This is a genomic window from Acinetobacter sp. 12966, from assembly GCF_031196995.1.
In the GTDB taxonomy this organism is placed as follows: Bacteria; Pseudomonadota; Gammaproteobacteria; order Pseudomonadales; family Moraxellaceae; genus Acinetobacter; species Acinetobacter geminorum.
This window is the reverse complement of sequence record NZ_JAVIMC010000010.1, coordinates 153,825-173,402: the sequence shown is the minus strand read 5'-3', so window position 1 is coordinate 173,402 and position 19,578 is coordinate 153,825. Positions and strand designations below refer to the sequence as shown.

Sequence of the window (19,578 nt, the reverse complement as noted above, 5' to 3'; positions counted from 1 at the left end):
GCTGTAAATAATGAAGAAAAATAAATTGTTAATAGGAACTGCTATCGCTTGCGTGGCGTTAGCAGTTTTAATCTGGTTTGCCTTTTCACAGCAAAGCTCTTCTGCTTTAACATCGTCTTCAGAAAATGGGCAAGGGACTGGGCAAAAACTGGCAGATAATCAGAATGAATTTGCTCGTCAAAATATACTGAATTTGAGTCCGTCCGAAAAAGAAAGATTGTCTCAGCAACAGATTATTTTTAATGAAATAGAAAAGGATCAACTACCTTCTAATGTTAATTTTCCACTAATTAAAAATGCAGAAGGTATGGTCATTAAATATGATCCAAATGTGATTGAACTTAAAAAAGTGGGCGACACTGTTAAGTTTCAAATGTTGGAATATGGCATTAATCGTACAGGCAAAATTGTAGAGATCGAACCCGTTGACCAAGATATTGTTCGGTGGACCGGTAAATTTGATCAGGGCGATCCGAATCAAAATTTCTTTACCATTACTCAAAGTCAAAAAGACCACTATACAATCATGCAAATTTTTACCGAGAAGGGGAATTATTCGGCTGAAATTAAGGATGGCGTGGGGCTCGTGCAAACGATGGATGAAGGTGTTACAGATCAGGAGTTACACCATGATCATCCTTAGACAAATAAACGGTTCTGGTAGAGAAAAGAAGCCAGTTCGCAGTTTATCTGTACGGATATGAGCTTTATGCGTTCACACTCTTTTAAAAACAAAGTATGCTTATGCCTGTAACAAGGAGCATACATGTATCAAGTACTTGCTAGAAAATACCGTCCACGTAATTTCAATGAGTTAGTGGGGCAAAACCATGTTTCTCGTGCATTAAGTAGTGCATTGGAACGTGGTCGTCTTCACCATGCTTATTTATTTACAGGAACGCGTGGTGTAGGTAAAACTACAATTGCACGTATTTTAGCCAAGTGTTTGAACTGCGAAACGGGTGTGACTTCCACACCATGTGAAGTCTGTGCAACATGTAAAGCGGTAAATGAAGGCCGTTTTATTGACCTGATCGAAATCGATGCTGCTTCAAGAACCAAAGTAGAAGATACGCGTGAACTTTTAGACAACGTTCCTTATGCGCCAACGCAAGGTCGTTTTAAAGTTTATCTGATTGACGAAGTACATATGCTATCGACGCATTCTTTTAATGCGTTATTAAAAACACTAGAAGAACCACCGGAACACGTTAAGTTTCTGTTTGCTACGACTGATCCACAAAAGCTACCGATTACAGTCATTTCACGTTGTTTGCAATTTACTCTACGACCTTTAGCCGTTGATGAAATTACCAAGCATCTTGGCGCTATTCTTGAAAAAGAGCAAATTAATGCTGATCAAGATGCAATTTGGCAAATTGCTGAATCTGCCCAAGGTTCACTGCGTGATGCATTATCTTTAACTGATCAAGCCATTGCTTACGGGCAGGGTTCTGTACATCACCAAGATGTTAAAGAAATGCTTGGTCTAATCGACCGTACGATCATTTATGATTTGATTTTGGCGATTCATCAAAACCAACGTGAGAAAGTTAGTCAGCTTTTATTACAATTTAGACACCAAGCGCTAGATGTTTCACTCGTGCTTGATCAGCTCATTTCGACATTGCATGAATTGGCAATTTTGCAATATCTACCTGATTTGAGTTTGAAATATAGCGATGAAATCAATCGCAAGATCATGCAACTGTCTAAGCTGATTTCTGCTCAAGATTTACAGCTATATTACCAAATCGCATGTAAAGGTCGTTCAGACTTGCAACTTGCCGTGACGCAAGAGCAAGGTTTTGAAATGTGTGTTTTACGTTTGTTGGCATTCCGTCCTTTAGCACCAAATGAAATTGTGGTGTCAGAGCCTGTTCAACAAAATGGACAAGCAGAAGTAGGTCTAAATTCACAAGCTCAGCCAACGGTCCAAGAGATTACTCCAGTAAATGCGGTTCAACCTGTTGAAGTTATTAACCAGCCCGCTATGGTTGAACCTGAACCTGAACCTGAACCTGAACCTGAACCTGAACCTGAACCTGAACCTGAACCTGAACCTGAACCTGAACCTGAACCTGAACCTGAACCTCAGTCTAATCAGGATTTAATGGTATTTGACCCAAATCATCATGAGTTGATTGGGCTTGAGTCAGCAGTTGTTCAAAAGACTGTTAGTGTTCTGGAAGAAGATTTCATTCCGGTACCCGAACAAAATTTAGTACAAGCTCAGGCAGAAACCCAAGCAAAACAAATTGAACCAGAACCAGCTTTTGCTACTGAGCCTCAAGGTTTGTTTGAGACATCTAGCGCTGAATTTTCTCTTGATCAAGATGCGCCTATAACTCCTGATTTGTCTTCTGAACCTGTTATTGAGCAGCAGTCATTGGTGCAGGCTGAAGTTGTTGTTGAAACAGTTCCCGTTGTAAAAGAGTCTAGTGCAACTGATCACGGTCAATTGATGCCTCAAGATATCTTGAAGCTTTCTCCTCAAGTTTTAGAAGGTGAATGGACACTCGAAAAGTGGGAATATTGGTTTAGAAATAGTCAGCTTTCTCCAGCTGTTCAAGAACTTGCTCAACATGGTGTGATGACTGGTGAAATTGGTGGCAATACTATTTTCCATATTCCTCAAGAATATGAAAATATGCTGACCCAATTACAACAAGGCCTTATTGATGCATTAAATGAGCAATGGCCGAATACTCAATTTACAGTTGAATATGGTGCTTTAAATACATCTACACCGTATACCATTCAAAGTGCGCGTAAAGAAAAAGCTTTTCACCGAGCAGCTGAGCTATTGCATCAACAGCCAGTTATTAAGAGTCTGATAGAAACTTTTGATGGCGAGCTACAAAATATTCAATTAAAGCCTTAGATTCATCTGATTTTGATCTGGTGCAGAATATGAAAATAATAGACTTTTCATATTTTTCACTGGATTGAAATATTGGGGTCATGTCACTGTCATTGTACTTTTCTATGTTAGCCATTTTAGATTTTAAATGGATTGTACATAGCAATGAAAAGGCAATGCTCAGGAATAACTTCCTTTAAATATTCATATTTTTTATTAATCGGCGCGATTCTGCTGAGTGGTTGTAACGACTCGGCAAATGATAATTCAAATACACCAGATACAGGGAAAAAACCTGTAATGCGCTGTGCTCCATAAACTTAAATAATAAAAAGAACCTAATCATGATTACACGTCGTAAATTTTTAAATTACTCTTTAAATATGGGTTTTGGTGCTGCGGCATTGGCAGCGTTCCCATCTAGTATTCAAAAAGCTTTAGCAATTCCTGCAAATAATAAAACTGGAACCATTCAGGATGTTGAACACGTTATTATTTTAATGCAGGAAAACCGATCTTTTGATCATTACTTTGGAACGTTAAAAGGTGTTCGAGGGTTTGCTGATCGTTTTACGATTCCTTTGCCAAGTGGCCGCCGTGTTTGGGAGCAGCTTAGAAGTAATGGGCAAGTCTTAACGCCTTTTCACTTAGATGGTACAGCCAATAATGCACAGCGTGCAGAGGGTACGCCTCACACATGGGATGACAGTCAGCTGGCTTGGGACAATGGGCGTATGGCGAACTGGCCAGCCCATAAAACTGATATATCTATGGGTTATTTTAAAGAAAAAGAAATTCCATATCAGTTTGCACTTGCGAATGCTTTTACGATTTGTGATGCCTACCATTGCTCTATGCACACTGGAACAGATGCAAACCGGTCCTATCATTTAACGGGGACAAATGGTGCAACACCGACCAAACGTTCATTTGTAAACAATGAGTGGGACTGGATTGATGGTAACCCAGCGACGGCAGATCGCGGTTATACATGGAAGACTTACGCTGAGCGCTTAGAAGATGCAGGAGTAAGTTGGATTTGTTATCAAAATATGCCGGATGAATGGGGCGATAACATGCTTGGGGCATTTCGTTCATTTAGAAAGGCGAACATTGCGTCTGGCTATCCGGTTGCAAGTGGCGGTGAACCGAATAAACCGTATGCGAATACGGGTCAAAAACTACCGTATAAAGCCTATGATGCTGAAACGGATAATGCCAAAAATCCATTATATAAGGGCATTGCAAATACGCTACCGGGCAATAAACCAGAAGAGTATCTCGACGCTTTTAAACGCGACATTCGTGAAGGGAAGTTACCTCAAGTCTCTTGGATTAACGCGCCATCGATTTATTGCGAACATCCAGACCCTTCAAGCCCCGTTCAAGGGGCATGGTTTATTCAAGAAATTATTGATGCTTTAACTGCTGTGCCAGAGGTTTGGAGTAAAACAGCACTTATTATCAATTTCGATGAAAATGATGGTTACTTTGACCATGTACCATCACCGTCAGCGCCATCTCGACTTAAAAACGGCCAGTACGCAGGTAAATCGACATTAAGTAGTGCCGATATGCAGGACGAATATTTCGATCATGCTGCACCTGAAGGAAGCCATTCTCAGCCTACACCTGATGGACGCGTTTATGGTCCGGGTCCTCGTGTTCCGTTATATGTGATTTCTCCATGGAGTCGTGGTGGTTGGGTGAACTCGCAAGTTTTTGACCATACTTCCGTACTCATGTTTTTAGAAAAACGTTTCGGTGTGAAAGAGCCGAATATTAGTCCATACCGCCGCGCAGTATGTGGCGATTTAACCAGTGCATTTAACTTTAAAACACCAAATGCAGATGTTTTACCTCATCTGAATGGTAAACAAACACGTGTGCAGGCAGATACACTAAGAGAAAATCAAGAAGCTCTGCCAGCTGTTCCTGTACCCACGGATGTAAAGTTACCGATCCAGCAAAGTGGTATACGTCTTTCGCGTGCGCTACCTTACGAGTTGCATACCAGTGCACGCTGTAAAGCCGACGGCAAAGTACAATTGATTTTCTCTAATACAGGTCAGCAAGCAGCGGTTTTTCATGTTTATGACAAGCTCAATTTAGACCGTATTCCAAAGCGTTATATTGTCGAGCCGAATAAAACTTTAGATGATGAATGGGATGCTTTAAACGATAACTTAGGCCGTTATGACCTATGGGTACTTGGTCCAAATGGCTACCACCGCCATTTTAAAGGGGATACTCAACGTATTATCGATAATGGTATTAAACCTGAAATTCGAGTGTGCTATGACATTGCGAACGGTGATGTTTATGTCGAACTCATGAATGAAGGAACGAAGGATGCAATATTGACAGTAAAACCTTGTGCCTATCGACAAGATGCGCCATTACAAATTACCGTAAAAGCGGGACAGATTGTTAAGCAACATTGGGCTTTGGCTGATGTTGGGCATTGGTATGATTTTGAAATCACCAGTCAGAGTGATCCATATTATTACCGACGTTTTGCTGGCCGAGTCGAAACAGGTAAAGATTCCTTTAGTGATCCTGCAATGATGTAAGCTAAGACGAGGCAAAAAGAGCTGTGTATTTTCTTTTTGCCTCATTTTTTATAATAAATAACTCTCTAAAACCTCACGAACTGTCTCGGAAATTGGCACAGTCTTACGCGTTTCGCGATCAACAAAAACATGTACAAAATGTCCTTGAGCTGAGGCTTGGTCCTGACCTTGTTTGAAGATTGCCAATTCATAGCGCAATGAAGTAGTACCAATTTTACCAATCGCAACACCTACCTGAATAATTTCTGGAAATGATAATTCCTGAAGAAAACTACAAGCAGAATCGACCACTAAGCCAATTGATTTTGCTTCATGAATATCAAAACCTGCTTTTTGAATAAGCAAAGCATTGGCGGCTGTATCGAAGTAGCTATAGTAAGTCACATTATTCACATGACCATAAATATCGTTATCTGCCCAGCGAGTTTGGATGTCTAAAAAGAACTTAAATTGATCACGGGTTTTTAAAACTGGTTTAGTCATTAATGAATCGCCTGATAAATTGCCAAAGCAGCGGCTTCTGTCATGTCTCGTGGGTTATTTTGTAGTAAACGGGTTTGCAACATGGCATCTTGAGCAAGCCTTGGTAAGCTAGACTCTTCAATACCCAAATCACTAAGTCTTAAAGTCAAACCACTACGGTCTAAATGGTTCTGCATATGGTCAATGAACAGATCGCATAAACCATCGGTGCTGCCATTACTATATGGATCAAGCCATTGCATAAGTTCTGCATAGTATTTTTTTGCATTTGGTGCATTAAATTTTAATACTTCAACCAGCACTAAGGCATTGGTATGTCCATGCGACAAATGAAAATGACCGCCCAATGGGTAAGCTAAAGCATGTACAGCGGCAACAGGCGAGTTTGCAAACGCTTGACCTGCGAGCATTGAACCGAACAGCATGTTTTGACGTGCTTCTAAATCATTACCATCTTTAAGAACTTTTGGTAAGTTATGATTTAACAACTTCAAAGCATGCTTGGCTAAAATATCCGTATAAATATTTTTTTTATGTTTAGAGGTATATGCCTCAATAGCATGTACCATCGCATCAATACCTGTTGCAGCGGTAATATGTGCTGGAAGGTTTTGAGTAAAAGTAGCATCAAGAATCGCAGTGTCGGCGTAGAGTACTGGAGAGACAATCCCCATCTTTGTCGTCTCACCTGTAGTGACAATTGAGATTGGCGTTACTTCTGAGCCTGTACCGGCTGTAGTAGGAATCAAAATAAGCGGAAGACGAGCTGTGGTGACTTGGTTTACGCCGTACATCTCTTGCAAACTTTGAGTCTGGTTAGGGTGGGCGAGTAAAGCAATAACTTTTGCAACATCTAGAGAACTACCACCACCAAAACCAATAATGGCATCAACATTTTGCTGTTTTGCATAATTGGCTGCATCTAGTACTACTTGTTCAGGCGGATCAGCTTGCACATTGGCATAGATGACATATTCAATATTGAGGTTATCTAAAATTTGAAGAATGGGACGGTGTAATTGATTTTTAACCATGCCTGCATCGGTGACTAGTAATAACTTACGGTAAGCTTTTGATGACAAAACATTTTGTAATTCTTGTATAGAGCCTAAGCCAGAGATGATATTTGGAACGGTTTGAAATTGAAAATGGCTCATATACATTATTTCCTTATTTTTGAACATTATTGTTGAATGGTTCTATAAGATTCAATCTCCAAATAAGTTAGCATAAGAAACTTTAAAATAAAGTAGTTCTGACGTGACTATACTTTTCTTAAGCCTTGTGCCACCCATAGATAAATACTTTTTTGCAATGTTGGGTCCGATATGTAAGTGAGGATTACCAAAATATTTAAACCCTCGTCGAAAAGTGGGCTTTTTGTTATTTATAGGGTTCTGTAGATTTTCTGGCAAGCTTCTAATTTATATAATGCCTTAACAATTTATAATTTTATCGGTTCTAAAAAGTGAAAATTTCTAAAACTTTTCTTAGTATTATGGGATGTACGTGTTTGATGCTTAGCTCGGCAGCAATCGCGAAAACCAGCTCTAGTGTATATTCGCCTACAAAAGGTGTAATTTGTGACAAATATATTTGTGCTGACAAAAAAGGTGTTTCTAAAAAGCTTACAGCTAAATATTTAGGCACTTATAAAGCGAATAAAGCCTTCTCTCAAGGTGATTTTGATACTTCAGCGTTTACGCTCTCAAACGGTGTGTTCTGTGATACTAAAACAAAACTATGCCATGTCGATCGATACTTTGAGAATGGGCATCGCAGTAAAATCGATAGAAAAATGACAGATAAGCTTTTTAAAAATAAATAATTTTTCTATTTCAGAAATGAGGTAAATATCTCTGATAGATGAGTCTATTAAAGTAAAATTAAATCGCAAAAGACCCCGCTAACTATCGACTAATGGCGGGGTTTTTTATTATTAAGTATTTCTGTAATATCAATTTAATAGTATAGGGTGAAAAAATACTAAATGATCAGGGGTAATAATTAATAAGGGAGGGTTTAGTTTTCGGTAGGATCTTTTCTGATTGGGAAGGGAACAAAGATCTTTTTATTATTAAGAAAAAACATAATTTTAGGTGGAATTTAAATAGTGATGTACACAATTAGATATGTTCATCGGAACAACACTTACTATATTGCTTCTAACAACGAAGGAAATTTTATTATTCTTGAGTCACTTGATTCAGAGTTTCGTATGGGGCATCAAATTTCATATGATGGTGAAAAAGTATTTAACCTGACACTAAATGATGAAACAGATGCAGTCATTAAGCTGGAAAGTAATGAAAAAGGAGCCTATGAGTACTTACATTCAGTTAAGTAAATAAGCTTTTTTATTATTAAGTATTTCTGTAATATCCTTCCGTTGCTTTAAACAACAATAAACCTTAATGATCAGCGCAAAAGTCATAAGGGGAAAGCCTACTTGAAAGAGTAGGCTTTTTTTATTTCTTTATAAAAGTATGCTGAGGACTTTATGATCAGTGTAGCTAAGTTATAAAAATTTATTTTTTGCAATGAATGAGCTTAAGTTCCAAATTCTTAAAATCTATAACTTGATTAGAAGAATCAACAAGTTTTAATTTAAGTTCATCATTAGTACTCTTATTAAAAACTTTCAACGCATCTTTACCAGCTTCAATGAAATTACCGCCAGATTCAAGCATGGCGAGTAAAACAATATTTAGACTTTTGCCTTTTTTAGTAAGTAAGTATTCTTTACGCTCTCTCACACCAACTTCTTTATAAATTGACAGTTCAAATATTTCTAATTGGATAAGATGCTTTAGACGATTAGATAAAATTTGCTTTGATATGCCTGTATTTTCTAGAAAATCATTAAATTTTGTTACCCCATAGAAGGCTTCTCTTAACAAGAGGATCGTCCATCTGTCATTCAATATTTCTGTAATTTTAAAGATCCCGCATACATCTACTGGAAATTTATGATCCGGAATAATTTGATTTGACATCAGAGAAAGCTCCAATTAGTATGAGTCTATAATTTAGACCTAGCATTAATTCAGGTAGCATTATGCCATTTATAAATATACAAACTATAGAAGGTTTACTAGATAAAGATAGTAAGGCTGAGCTTTTTAAGCGAATAACAGATTTATTTGTAGAAATTGAAGGAAAGGGAAATCCTGCTTTTCGAGAACATGTATGGATCAGAATTGACGAACATCCTCCTGAGCGTTGGCAACTAGGTAGCTTAAGGCCTACGAAGGAAATGATAGAATTAATCACCGCATCTAAGTGATGTAAAGCCCTATAAATTAGGGCTTCATTTTTATTTAACAGACATTTGTTTAATTTATCCAGTCTAATGAACTTTAGGTTGCAATCAAAAGAACACTGTTTAGATAGCTTTATTTAATTACTACAAAAAATACAAAATTAGCTAATTTATCGCCTGATTTATCAACTTTTAATCTATTGATAAACATTATTTTCCTTTTCAACCCAAGTGAGTTTTGACAAAATGCAACAAGTCACAATGGTCAATTCGGTTCTCACAAACTTATAGTCTGTTAAGATTGTGCATGATCCTGTTTATTTTTATGTAATTCAAATGTTTGGAAGTCATTTCTAATGGAAACACAATATAAGGTGTTATGTGTCTGTTTAGGAAATATTTGCCGTTCTCCCACGGCTGAGGTGGTTTTCAGACATTATTGTGACGCACATCAACTCAATGTCATTGTCGATTCAGCTGGAACGAGTAATTATCATCCAAATAAAGCACCAGATCAGCGTAGTCAGTTGCATGCTCAGAAAAGGGGCTATGACCTATCATCTTTACGTGCAAGACAACTTTCAACCCAAGACTTTTTAGAGTTTGATTTGATTTTGGCAATGGATCATCAAAATTTTGAAGATATTCATGACGTGTTGCAAAGAGCCGTTTCTCAATATGGCGCACACCAAATTCGTGCAAAAGTAGCTTTAATGAGTGAGCATGATCCTGAATATCCACAACAAGCGTTGCCTGATCCTTATTATGGCGGTGCTGATGGTTTTGAACGTGTACTCAATCAATGTGAGTCCAGTAGTTTGGCGTGGGTTAATATTTTAAAAAAACAATTGAATGTTTAAGAATAGGTTTTTCAATACAATGCAAATTCAGAATCAAGTACAGCTTAAGCCATTCAATACTTTAAGTTTAGATGCAACTGTTTCTCACTATACTAAAGTTGGCAATATTCAAGATATTGAAGCAGCTTTAGAGTTTGCTGAGCAGCATCAGTTAAATGTACTTGTACTATCGGGCGGTAGTAATATGTTATTGCCGCAGCAGATCAATGCTTTAGTGATTCATCTTGATATTCAGGGAATTGAAGTTTTATCAAACGATCAAGATTTTGTGCGAGTTAAAGTAGGCGCAGGTCAAGTCTGGCATGATTTTGTTTTATACAGCACTGAACAGAACTGGTTTGGTTTGCAAAATTTAGCCCTTATTCCAGGCTTAGTCGGTGCTTCACCCGTACAAAACATTGGGGCGTATGGGGTAGAGGTAGGCGAGTTTATTGAGTCGGTACAAGTGTATGACCGTAAATTGAAGCAAATTCAGACAATTTTAGCGGCTGACTGCCATTTTGCATACCGCCATAGTATTTTTAAAGATGATCCGAACCGTTACATTATCACGCATGTCACTTTTAAATTGCTTAAACAGCCGCATTTAAAACTAAACTACGGCGATTTGAAACAAGCAGTTGGAGACAATCAGACTGCCGAAAATTTACAAAATCAGGTCATCCATATCCGTCAAAGTAAACTCCCTGATCCAAAAGAATATCCAAATGTCGGGAGTTTCTTTAAAAATCCGATTGTTAAACCTCAAGAGTTTGAACGTTTAATCACACAATTCTCAACAATTCCACATTATCCTCAAGCTAACGGAAACGTTAAAATTGCAGCAGGATGGTTAATTGATCAGGCGGGTTGGAAAGGGAAGCAACTCGATATGGTAGGGATGTTCCATAAACAGGCATTAGTTCTGGTGAATTATGCCAATGCATCTCTAGCTGATGTAAGGAAAACTTATCAAGCTGTTCAACATGATGTTGATCAGCGTTTCCATATTATGTTAGAACCAGAGCCTGTGCTTTATAACAGTTTAGGTTTAATTGAAAATCATACGGAATAATTTTATGCCAAAAGTACACTTAATGGTACGTTTAGTACAAGTAGTCACCGTACTATTTGTACTATTAGGCTGTTTCGTGGTTTTTTTATATTCACCATTTTATTCAAAACTTATTGTAGCTGGGCTTAACTATTTTGTACCTGTTGATGTTAATCAAGTCGCAGCTGAAAGCCAGAGACAAGCCGCATTAAGTGAGCATGATAATTTAGAGCCGGGTTCGAATTTATGGATTGCTCGTCAGGCCTATTTAAAACTGACAGAGCAAGCGTTACGTGAAAAAAAGACATCTGATCTGACCTATATTCAAGAGAATTATAAAGCCTTACAGCAAATTATTCTTTTAGAAGAAAAGGAACAGAATTCAGAAGAACAAGCAGCCTCTGTAACAGTTCCTTTAGTCGCTAAAAACTCAGAAATTGATGCTGCAGACGAAGCGAGTAGTCCGGTTGACGAGGCACTCTTTATTAGTAGTTCTGAAAATAAAGCGCTTACTGAACAATATACCGAGTTTTTAGCCAGAAAACCTGTGGTGCCAGAGCATCAAGAAGCTGTCAGTGAACCTGAACAAAAAGTCGAGTATGTGCGTAAAAATCCATTGCCTGCACAACCTAAAAAGTTATCAGAACCTTATGCAATTGTTGTGTTGGGGGGCGGATTAACCTTAGATAAAAATGGTAAGGATATTGTAGTTAATGGCTATACGCGTTTGCGATTAGAAAAAACTTTAGAAGTTGAAAAACAAAATCATCTGCCTATTGTGCTTAGCGGTGTAGAAGCACCTTATATGCAAGCTTGGTTAAAAGAGCGCGGTGTTGATGCAAAGCTATTAGAAAAGCGTAGTATGAATACATGTGAAAATACTCGTTTTAGCTCTTTATTGCTTCAGAAAAAAGGCGGTGCACCTACGGTCATGTTGGTTACAGATGAATATCACATGCCACGTACACGCCGACTGTTTGCTTTAAATGGTATAGAAACTATTCCTGTTGTAGCTCCAATGCCAACTCCACTGACACGTTGGCAACCAAGTGTACAAAATTACGATCATAGCCGCCGTGCAAATTATGAATTACTTGCGACAATTCGTGACATGTTGTTTGGCTCAAGTGATTGTCGAGAGGTTCCTTAATGTCAGATATTCCATTTCTCAATCCTGCCGTATTAAAACAATTAGATTTACCGGTTCCTAATCGTGATCTTACGCCGCAGGTTTTGAGCCCACTTAATTTAAATACATTAGAAGAACCTTCTCGTGATTTGCTAGCCTATCGCAAATTGTATGGTTTACATTTACTTGAATGTGACCATTGGCAAGGCTATGTTCAAATGCCATTATTCCGTTTGCATGTGCAAGTTTTCAAACCTAAAATAGACAAAATACAAGGTACCGTTTGCTTGTTACATGGCTATCTTGAGCATAGCGGTATTTATCAGCCCATCATTCGTGAAATTCTTGAACAAGGCTTTAGTGTTATTACCTACGACTTACCAGGGCATGGTTTAAGTAACGGTTCACCAGCAAGTATTCAAAATTTTGACCACTACCAACAAGTTTTGATGGCTGTTTATCAATATGTGAAACATGCAGATCAGTTGCCTAAACCTTGGGTTGGAATTGGGCAAAGCACGGGCGGGGCAATTTGGATGCATCATTTATTAGAATATGCTGAAAAACGCCAAGATCCGATTGTAGATAGAGTCTTATTACTTTCTCCTTTGATTCGCCCTGCAAAAACCGCATGGTGGCATAATCCGGTCGGGTTAGGCATTATTCGCCGTATTAAACGCCAAGTACCAAGACACTTTAGACGTAATAATCATAACCCTGAATTTTTGCGGTTTATTCGCTTAAAAGATCCGTTGCAGCCTCGGATGATGGGGATGGACTGGATTTTGGCAATGTCAAAATGGATGCAAGAAATGGAAGAGCGGCCCGCTTGCCGTATTCCTGTTTGGCTTGCACAAGGTGCTCTCGATCAAACGGTTGACTGGCGTTACAACATTGAATTTATTCGTCGTAAATTTAGGCTTCAAACACTATTAATGCTTGAAGAAGGTTCACATCAATTAATTAATGAACGTGCAGATATACGTGCGGCTTTGACAGGATTGATTCCGGCCTTTTTGCATGCAAAGCCCAAACATTTTTATTATTAAAAAATAATGCATCTATCCAATAATTTTGGATAGATGCATGACTCAATCTATCTGCTTTATTTTGAATTTTGATAAAGCTGCATAAAGTTTTTATAAACTGATGATTGTTTTTGTGGACTATACATATTGCGTTCAATCGTTCCTTTATCCGTTTTTATCAAAACGTTTACATTTTGAGCATTTTTAAACTCTTTTAAGAATTGGCTTGGAATAATAAAGAAAGTTGTTGAATGTTTAGGCACTAATCGACTTACATTCGTTTTTTCAGTCGCTTGAGCGGGCTGATAAGTAAATCGCTTCCCATCAATATCAAATATTAACTCGTTAATATCATAAAAGTTATAACTACTACTTAAATGAACATCTACGCGCAGCTGATCTTTTTGATTCTCGTTCCATTTAACGAGCAAGCTAGGACATAATTCAGTTGGTAAACAGTTGAGCTGACCAGCTGTCTTTACTACTGTAGGAGCTGTTGCTTTATCTGTACCAAATTGTGTGATGCTGCAAGCCGTTGTAAGTAGACAAGAACCCAATAAGAGTAGAGATGGCTTCATCATATAAATTCCAAGATAGTATGTTTAATATTATTTATGTTAAGGCCAATAATTTTGACATAAATTAACGAATAGTTGGATTTAAAAATAAAAATGGCTTTGCAACTTTAAAAGCAGAGGTTGCATCGCCTGCATAGGTATGGCTTTGCTCTGGTCCTAAGTCAAGTTTACGTGTTTTACCATCTTTAAAATTTATTTTTTTTAAATCTACCCAAAATACATTCGGTGATAAGGCTGACTCAAAGAAATAGAGCATCTGTTTATGATCAGCAACAGTTCGCCAGCGAGTTGAAGAAATATTTGGCTCTTCTTGAGTATTTAAACCATAAGGAACCGAAATATTACGAATTACACTAAATACAGAGGCTTGAGCGCGTTTTACATCATCGTTTTTAGGAATTGCATTAATATAAAATGATGCGCGGGCAAAACGATCTGATGCACGGTTAGTGCCTGGAAGCATGATGGTTCCACCGATTTGTTTCCAATATTCAGCAAGTGCGAGTTGTTTATCAAAAGTCGGTGAATTGGTCATAACCTGATAACTTCGGCTATGGTGAATCACTTGCTTTCCGTCAATATATTCAATAATTGCACTGTCACCTGTTTTGTCAGAAATAGATAAATGTAGTGTACTTAATCTTGATTCACCTGGAACATTATCACTAACGATAGTGAATGGTTCTTTTTCTAGGGCTTTAACGGCTTCATCTACAGTTGCAAAATTATCGAGCACATATTGCGCCCAAGCTGCGATACTAAGTAACGGTTTATCTGTTTTTTTTACATCTGGGTATTGAGATTCCACTAACCATAAAATATTGGCAACTAAGCCGACTTCGTTCATTCCATCTGCTGTAGAAACTTCATAACCTGTGGCAATCACACTTCCATATTTAGATGTCCATTTTATTGAATTGGGGCCTGCGCTTCCATCACGAGCTACTCCACTTGGCATAATCCATAAATTTGTACCTGTATCAACTTTCCAGTCCATTGAGCGAGCAGTAATAATATGTTGGTTATTGCCTAAATATACGGCACGTGTACAAGCAACAGCATAGCTACTTAAACCTACTGCCAGTGCGACAAAAGAAGAGATGAATGTTTTTTTTAACATGATGAGGTACCTTCTTGTTATAAGCATTAAAAAATTTTTATGAAATAAAATTAAAGTGTGTACGTTATTTATACTTTTATATTAGGTGAAAAATCGATTAAATACAAATTAAAAAGAGAGTGGAATTTAATCAAAAATCACATATTATTTTTAAATATGGAAGAGCATCACACTATAAATGTAATGCTCAAGTTAGAGAATCAATATAAATCAAAAATGATCGGCATCAGCCATATTCCACATTCGATAATAAAAATTATCATCGTCGTTATTAAGTTCAGATTGTAAAAGTTCACCTTCTTTTAAGAAAAAATGCAATTGAGCATAGTTCTTAATTTCACGATCGTTTACTCGCTGAGCCAAATGATGGGCTTTAATATCTGAAGGATGGCGTAAACCAGCCGCAGCAATCATTTCTGACAAAGCATGCAATGTATTTTTATGAAAATTAAATACCCGTTCTGATTTGGTCGGTACATCAATTGCTTTTTGACGGTCTTTATCTTGGGTTGCAACACCTACAGGGCATTGGTTAGTGTGACAGCTTTGTGCCTGAATACACCCAACAGCAAACATGAAACCACGTGCTGAGTTAACCCAATCTGCACCTAGTGCAAAAGTACTAGCAATATCAAAAGCACTAATGATTTTACCACTCGCACCAATTTTAACTTGATCTCTTAGTCCTGCCCCCATAAGAGTGTTATGCACAAAGCGTAAGCCTTCGCGTAATGGCGTACCAATATTATCGCTAAACTCAATTGGTGCCGCACCAGTACCACCTTCAGAACCATCTACAACAATAAAGTCGGGAACAATTTTTGTTTCAAGCATTGCTTTAACAATACTCATAAATTGCCAAGGTTGACCAATACACAGTTTAAAACCAACTGGCTTGCCGCCAGATAATGTTCGCAACTTCTGTAAGAAATGCATCATTTCAATTGGGTTAGAAAAACTAGAATGCTTAGCAGGGGAAATACAATCATGATCGCGTGAAACGCCACGGATTTGGGCAATCTCTTCGGTAATTTTATGCTTAGGTAAGATACCGCCATGACCCGGTTTTGCACCTTGTGAAAGCTTTAATTCGATCATTTTGATCTGTGGCAATTGAGATTGTTTAGCAAATTTTTGCTCGTCAAATTTTCCATCTAGGGTACGACAACCAAAATAACCACTGGCAATTTGCCAAACAATATCTCCACCATTTTCGAGATGATAAGGGCTTAAACTACCTTCACCAGTATCGTGATAAAACCCACCTAATTGTGCTCCTTTATTGAGTGCACGAATTGCATTGGCACTTAAACTACCAAAGCTCATGGCAGAGATATTCATAATGGAAGCGCTATAGGGTTGAAGGCATTGAGCATTACCCACCTGAATACGGAAACTCTTTGGATCTGCTGGTGGGCAAGGGCTTATTGAGTGGACAATAAAGCGATAGTTTTCTTGATAAACGTCAATAATTGAACCAAAGGGTTTATCTGCATTTTCATTTTTAGCACGTTGATAAACTAGACTTCTTTGCATACGCGAAAAAGGTAGAGCATCTTGATCCGCTTCAATAAAGTATTGACGAATTTCTGGGCGTATATCTTCAAACAAAAAACGGAAATGCCCCATAATTGGGTAGTTTCTTAAAATTGAATGTTTATTCTGCAAAACATCATAAAGGCCTAATAAGCTTAGTGCACCCGTGAGTACCCATAAACCGTTAAGTAGAGTATCTGAAATAAAATAATAGATACTATGAGGGGTATATACGGTGCGAAACCATGTAATGCTGAGTGCAGTAAAAATACATAAGAACCAGAGAGAATGGCGTGAAAAGAATGTATTGAGAAATTTATGTCGAATGATTTGTGCTGGACTCGCCATATTGGAACAAATTCCTAATGTTTTACTGGTACATACATTGCCAAGAAGGAACTAAAACCACAAGTATGGAATTGTTAGCTTAAGGACGGTATAACAAAATCCAAAGATTATTGGGTTTGATTTTTCATTTAATTTTTAGAAATAGTTGAGCTAGAGATACATGGTGTTATTTATAAAGATTCGTCTCTAATCACTGAAATTTCTAAGAAAAAAGCAAAGTTTGATAGAGAGCTTAGATTTCTTATTCATAAAATATTATTTTCTTATTTATTTAAAATATATAGAGCAATTGATAGCTTACTTTTTTATACTTACTTTTTTGACCAAATATTAAAAAAATATAAATTATGAGAGTCTATGGTAAATTTTAATTAATGAAAAAATATTATTTTTTTAGAAAAACTAATAAAAATGGAAAAGAAATTATCAAAAAAACATTTAACAAGGAGGAAAATCATAAAAATTTATATAATTGAGAAATTCATCAGAACTTGAATTATTAATTGATATTTAGAATGAAATCAATATTAGTATTTTTGTTGTTTTTTTGTATTATGCGCGACTAGTAGAGTGAAAAAATAACGCTTTGAAAAAACAGTCAAAAAAGCTAGTGATTGGATTGGGGAAGGCTAGTTTTTACATCTATTAATTTTATTGGCGTAATGTAAAAGGTTTTTTTAACCATGAATAAGTCTCTCATTTATTTATCAGCAGTTGCTATGGGGTTAATGTCGATGAATGCTGCAAATGCAGCTACAGCTACCGGCACATTAACTGTTAAAGCAACAATCACAAATAGTTGCGTACTTAATACGTCAGCTACAGGCACAACAGCTAATGCAGTTCTGGATTTTGGGACATTGAGTTCTCTTGCTAGCAATGTCGATGCAGACACCACAACAACAGGTGGTACGGCAATTAAAGTTTTATGTAATAACACTGTGCCATGGACTTTAGCCTTCGATGCTGGGAAAAATGCGCAATCGACACAACGCCGTATGATTGGTGGGGCAACAAGCAACGAATATATTCCTTACAACCTTTTTTCTGACACAGGGCGTGCCACCGCAATTGGTATTTCAACAACTGCTTATAGTGGAACAGGAACTGGTAATGTACAGACAGTGAACGTTTATGGCCGTATTCCTGCTGGCACTACTTTGCCAAGTGCAGGCAGCTATCTTGATACTGTGACAGTAACAGTGACTTACTAATTTTTAATAAGTTTTATTGTGTCATTGCTAGCTCTTGTTTAATAGAGCTAGCTCAATTTGAGAAAAGTATTGTTGGGCAAATCATGAAAAAAAATATCTTTGTTGCTACAAGTTTATTGTTGTTTTTGCCTAGTATGCTAAATGCTGCATCAATTCGCCTTTCACCTGTAAGTGTTGAGATGTTAAATGATCAAAGCGCAACCTCAATTAGTTTATATAACCAGTCAAATGAAAGTGCTGATTTGCAGGTGCGTGTATTTGAGTGGAGGCAAAATGCTGGACAAGATCAATTAGTCCCTACGGATGAGATTGTCATTAGTCCACCATTTTTAAAACTACAACCTAATGATTCTTATAACTTGCGTGTAGTTAGGATTAATCCAGAACCTATTTCTGGTGAAAAAACTTATCGTATTATTATTGATGAGTTACCAAAACCTGTTGATAGTCGTAAAGCATCTCAAGGAGTAAACGTACTTCTACGCTCATCATTACCTGTATTTGTAGTCAATAAAGATGCGATTACTAAACTGAGTTGGTCAATACAACAAGAGCAAAATAATGCTTATCTGACGATTAGTAACATTGGTAATCGACATGCGCTTTTAAATAATTTAATGCTTGTTGATACAACTGCGAAAAAAAGTTATCCGATTAAAGTAAATACTGTGAATGGTTATATTCTTGCTGGGAAATCGAGAAACTTTAATATTAGTCCTGATTTTAAATTTCAAGCAGATCATAAATATAATATTTCATTGAATATTAACGGTAAGCAAGCATCTCTTTAAAGAGGCACACATGAAATATCTCGTAAGTGCCTTATGTCTTACATACTTGCCGACTCATGCTTTTGCTGAATCTTTACAAGATAGTACCAATGCTGTTTTACCAAGTATTCCAGAAATCACGGACTCTTCTTATCATGCATTTGGTTCTGATAAAGGATATATACAGCTATTTTTAAATATTTCTGTTAACTCAAATATTTCTAAAGATTTAATATCGGTACGGCAGGATCAAGATAGAAAATTATATATCCGCTTTCGTGACTTAAGAACTTTAAGACTAAAAATGGATGAAGATATCCCAGATAACCAATGGGTGTGTATTAATGATTTAAACGGAATTCAGTTTAAATATCTGGAAAATGAGCAGTCTTTAAACTTAAAAGTTCCATCGAACATGTTAACGGGTTACTCAGTCGACTTAAGTGGCCAGCAGGTCACTAGCCCACATTTGCTAAAGATGAAACCCTTAAACGCAGCCATTCTGAATTACAGTCTGTATAACACCATAACCAATGACGAGAACGTTTTCTCAGGTACGGCTGAGGGGATCTTTAACAGTGCAATTGGTAACTTTTCATCAGGGGTTTTATATAACGGTAGTAATCAAAATAGTTATAGTCATGAAAAATGGGTACGACTGGAAAGTAAGTGGCAGTATGTAGACCCTGAAAAGATCAGGATATATACCCTAGGGGATTTTATTTCCAATAGCCCGGATTGGGGGAGCAGTATCCGTCTGGCCGGTTTCCAGTGGTCGAGT

General features: G+C 37.3%; 18 protein-coding genes and 1 pseudogene. 13 read left to right on the top strand and 6 right to left on the bottom strand.

Annotation, left to right across the window (positions count from 1 at the left end; all coding sequences use genetic code 11):
• Window positions 1–10 precede the first annotated feature (10 nt).
• The 3 genes from cpaB (at window position 11) to RFW85_RS02490 (ending at window position 5,436) form a co-directional block, all read left to right on the top strand.
• The gene (cpaB, locus tag RFW85_RS02500) at window positions 11–643 is read left to right on the top strand and encodes a metalloprotease secretion chaperone CpaB (protein WP_086266342.1); all 633 of its coding nucleotides are present in this window, start codon (window positions 11–13) and stop codon (window positions 641–643) included.
• Window positions 644–766: 123 nt separating this feature from the next.
• Window positions 767–2,884 carry a DNA polymerase III subunit gamma/tau gene (locus tag RFW85_RS02495; protein ID WP_240296437.1) on the top strand — a complete coding sequence of 706 codons (2,118 nt, stop codon included), beginning with the start codon at window positions 767–769 and terminating at the stop codon, window positions 2,882–2,884.
• Between the two features lie 323 nt (window positions 2,885–3,207).
• Complete coding sequence (locus tag RFW85_RS02490) at window positions 3,208–5,436, top strand: phosphocholine-specific phospholipase C (RefSeq protein WP_309171097.1); 2,229 nt, start codon at window positions 3,208–3,210, stop codon at window positions 5,434–5,436.
• Between the two features lie 48 nt (window positions 5,437–5,484).
• On the opposite strand, the gene RFW85_RS02485 is transcribed toward RFW85_RS02490, so the two are convergent.
• Together RFW85_RS02485 and RFW85_RS02480 are read right to left on the bottom strand one after the other, a co-directional pair.
• Window positions 5,485–5,919, bottom strand: coding sequence for a thioesterase family protein (locus RFW85_RS02485; RefSeq protein WP_170248169.1), 435 nt, complete (start codon window positions 5,917–5,919; stop codon window positions 5,485–5,487).
• Window positions 5,919–7,076: an iron-containing alcohol dehydrogenase gene (locus tag RFW85_RS02480; RefSeq protein WP_170248170.1), complete on the bottom strand. Its 1,158-nt coding sequence runs from the start codon at window positions 7,074–7,076 to the stop codon at window positions 5,919–5,921. The genes RFW85_RS02485 and RFW85_RS02480 overlap by 1 nt, the downstream gene beginning before the upstream one ends.
• 341 nt (window positions 7,077–7,417) lie before the next feature.
• Here RFW85_RS02480 and RFW85_RS02475 point away from each other — a divergent pair, with 341 nt between their 5' ends.
• Both RFW85_RS02475 and RFW85_RS02470 read left to right on the top strand, forming a co-directional pair.
• Window positions 7,418–7,747, top strand: coding sequence for a YcgJ family protein (locus RFW85_RS02475; RefSeq protein ID WP_029767006.1), 330 nt, complete (start codon window positions 7,418–7,420; stop codon window positions 7,745–7,747).
• A 288-nt stretch (window positions 7,748–8,035) separates the two neighbouring features.
• The gene (locus tag RFW85_RS02470; protein ID WP_005068773.1) at window positions 8,036–8,266 is read left to right on the top strand and encodes a hypothetical protein; all 231 of its coding nucleotides are present in this window, start codon (window positions 8,036–8,038) and stop codon (window positions 8,264–8,266) included.
• A 181-nt stretch (window positions 8,267–8,447) separates the two neighbouring features.
• Here the strand turns inward: RFW85_RS02470 and RFW85_RS02465 are convergent, their stop codons facing one another.
• On the bottom strand, window positions 8,448–8,915 hold the full coding sequence (locus RFW85_RS02465) for a helix-turn-helix domain-containing protein (protein ID WP_170248171.1): 468 nt from the start codon (window positions 8,913–8,915) through the stop codon (window positions 8,448–8,450).
• Between the two features lie 62 nt (window positions 8,916–8,977).
• Here RFW85_RS02465 and RFW85_RS02460 point away from each other — a divergent pair, with 62 nt between their 5' ends.
• From RFW85_RS02460 to RFW85_RS02440, 5 genes are all read left to right on the top strand, one after another.
• Window positions 8,978–9,205 carry a tautomerase family protein gene (locus RFW85_RS02460; RefSeq protein WP_170248172.1) on the top strand — a complete coding sequence of 76 codons (228 nt, stop codon included), beginning with the start codon at window positions 8,978–8,980 and terminating at the stop codon, window positions 9,203–9,205.
• A gap of 332 nt (window positions 9,206–9,537) precedes the next feature.
• Complete coding sequence (locus RFW85_RS02455; protein WP_170248173.1) at window positions 9,538–10,041, top strand: low molecular weight protein-tyrosine-phosphatase; 504 nt, start codon at window positions 9,538–9,540, stop codon at window positions 10,039–10,041.
• 19 nt (window positions 10,042–10,060) lie between these two features.
• Window positions 10,061–11,095, top strand: coding sequence for a UDP-N-acetylmuramate dehydrogenase (gene murB, locus RFW85_RS02450; protein ID WP_309171096.1), 1,035 nt, complete (start codon window positions 10,061–10,063; stop codon window positions 11,093–11,095).
• 4 nt (window positions 11,096–11,099) lie between these two features.
• Window positions 11,100–12,224, top strand: coding sequence for a YdcF family protein (locus RFW85_RS02445; RefSeq protein ID WP_170248175.1), 1,125 nt, complete (start codon window positions 11,100–11,102; stop codon window positions 12,222–12,224).
• On the top strand, window positions 12,224–13,252 hold the full coding sequence (locus RFW85_RS02440) for an alpha/beta hydrolase (RefSeq protein ID WP_005039886.1): 1,029 nt from the start codon (window positions 12,224–12,226) through the stop codon (window positions 13,250–13,252). Before RFW85_RS02445 ends, RFW85_RS02440 begins: the two co-directional genes overlap by 1 nt.
• 56 nt (window positions 13,253–13,308) lie before the next feature.
• Here the strand turns inward: RFW85_RS02440 and RFW85_RS02435 are convergent, their stop codons facing one another.
• From RFW85_RS02435 to RFW85_RS02425, 3 genes are all read right to left on the bottom strand, one after another.
• The gene (locus RFW85_RS02435; protein ID WP_170248176.1) at window positions 13,309–13,812 is read right to left on the bottom strand and encodes a hypothetical protein; all 504 of its coding nucleotides are present in this window, start codon (window positions 13,810–13,812) and stop codon (window positions 13,309–13,311) included.
• A gap of 61 nt (window positions 13,813–13,873) precedes the next feature.
• Window positions 13,874–14,929: a linear amide C-N hydrolase gene (locus RFW85_RS02430; protein ID WP_309171095.1), complete on the bottom strand. Its 1,056-nt coding sequence runs from the start codon at window positions 14,927–14,929 to the stop codon at window positions 13,874–13,876.
• A gap of 210 nt (window positions 14,930–15,139) precedes the next feature.
• Window positions 15,140–16,813, bottom strand: coding sequence for an FMN-binding glutamate synthase family protein (locus RFW85_RS02425; RefSeq protein ID WP_216076514.1), 1,674 nt, complete (start codon window positions 16,811–16,813; stop codon window positions 15,140–15,142).
• Between the two features lie 683 nt (window positions 16,814–17,496).
• On the opposite strand from RFW85_RS02425, the gene RFW85_RS02420 reads away from it, so the two are divergent.
• The 3 genes and pseudogenes from RFW85_RS02420 to RFW85_RS02410 all read left to right on the top strand — a co-directional run.
• A complete protein-coding gene (locus RFW85_RS02420; protein WP_216076515.1) occupies window positions 17,497–18,027 on the top strand; it encodes a spore coat U domain-containing protein in 531 nt (176 codons plus the stop codon).
• 83 nt (window positions 18,028–18,110) lie between these two features.
• Window positions 18,111–18,818: a molecular chaperone gene (locus RFW85_RS02415; RefSeq protein ID WP_170248178.1), complete on the top strand. Its 708-nt coding sequence runs from the start codon at window positions 18,111–18,113 to the stop codon at window positions 18,816–18,818.
• A 10-nt stretch (window positions 18,819–18,828) separates the two neighbouring features.
• Window positions 18,829–19,578: pseudogene (locus RFW85_RS02410) on the top strand (fimbrial biogenesis outer membrane usher protein); the annotation flags it as partial.